The following is a 298-nucleotide window of genomic DNA, read 5'->3' on the forward strand; positions in this document are numbered from 1 at the left end:
GAGAAGAGCACGAGTTCGGGCTCAGACTGGATCCTTTGGGATCTGGATGTGTCTGGAAGTTGGTTATTTGACATGGTGAAGAGGGTGTTTTGAAGCTAAAAGCAGGAATGCATCTGCACTGGCTTCGAACAGATAGATCGGTTGGTCGAAAGGCTTGTCGTCGCAAGACGATGTGTCATGGACCGGCGGATGTGTCTGAACGGAGCTGTATAATGTGGGTGTAAGTTCATGTTTTTGGGTTTTGCGTTTGAGACATGCTGTGATTGATTTTGTAAGAAAGAGATCGGCGATGTTCTCT

Annotated in this window: 1 protein-coding gene; it reads right to left on the reverse strand. The window is 47.0% G+C overall.

Features of this window, described 5'->3' with window-relative positions; genetic code table 11:
- Nucleotides 1-63: 63 nt before the first annotated feature.
- On the reverse strand, nucleotides 64-298 hold a 235-nt coding region (locus ACOSDM_RS20230; RefSeq protein WP_420726338.1), incomplete at its 5' end, for a hypothetical protein.

Source organism: Hwanghaeella sp. LZ110, assembly GCF_048892525.1.
In the GTDB taxonomy this organism is placed as follows: domain Bacteria; phylum Pseudomonadota; class Alphaproteobacteria; order UBA8366; family Aestuariispiraceae; genus Pacificispira.